Origin of the sequence: Aeromonas schubertii, assembly GCF_000820105.1 — a bacterium.
GTDB lineage: Bacteria > Pseudomonadota > Gammaproteobacteria > Enterobacterales > Aeromonadaceae > Aeromonas > Aeromonas schubertii.
Genome location: NZ_CDDB01000005.1, coordinates 1 through 773, shown reverse-complemented (window position 1 = coordinate 773; position 773 = coordinate 1). Strand labels below are relative to the sequence as shown.

At 67.0% G+C, this 773-nt stretch carries 1 protein-coding gene; it reads right to left on the bottom strand.

Annotated elements, in window-relative coordinates; translation table 11 throughout:
• Positions 1 to 773 (bottom strand): VCBS domain-containing protein (locus tag BN1133_RS01370; protein ID WP_197273640.1); only part of this gene is annotated, 773 nt, incomplete at both ends.

Below are 773 nucleotides of genomic sequence, written 5' to 3'. Positions count from 1 at the left end.
CCCCCCACGCTCAGGGTCTGTACCCCGTCCGGGGCGTTGAAGCTAAACACCCCGCTCTGGGTCAGCAGTGCCCCGTTGGCCGCCGAGCCGTCCGCCAGGTTGGCGTCGCTCACCGTCACTTCGCTGCCCTGTCCGTCCAGACCGCTCAGGCTCACCCCGTCGTCGCTCCCCTCGACCCGGATGGTCAGGGTCGCGCTGCTGGTGTCCCCGTCGCTGTCCACGATGCGGTAGTCAAAGCTCATGCTCTTCACTTCACCCGGATTGAGCGCCTGGGTCGCCGCCAGGCTGTTGTCCAGGGTAAAGCTGTAGCTGCCATCGGCGTTCAGCAGCAGGGTGCCGTACTGCGCCAGCACACCCGGGTCGCTGGTCAGCCACCCGTCGAAGCTGCGCCCGTCCGCCCCCACCTGACCGTTGCCGTGCAGGTCGTTGGTCAGCACGCTGCCACTCACCACGTTGCTCGGCGCATCCTCGACCACCGTGAACGGGCCGTCATTGACCGCCTGCGGCACGTCATCCAGCACCGTCACATCCAGGCTGCCGTTGGTGCTGTCACCGTCTTCATCCACCAACACCACCGCGAAGCTCTCGCCCAGGCTGGTGTCGTTGCCCGGTTGCACGTGGTTTTCGTTGTCCAGCAGGGTGTAGCTGTAACTCACGCTCCCCGCCCCCGTCGCCGGGTCGAAGCTGATGGCCGTCACCGTCAGGCTGTTGCCCAGCCCACTCGGGATGACCACCGGGGTCGCCACCGCCACACCGGCGGTGATAAGCGACAC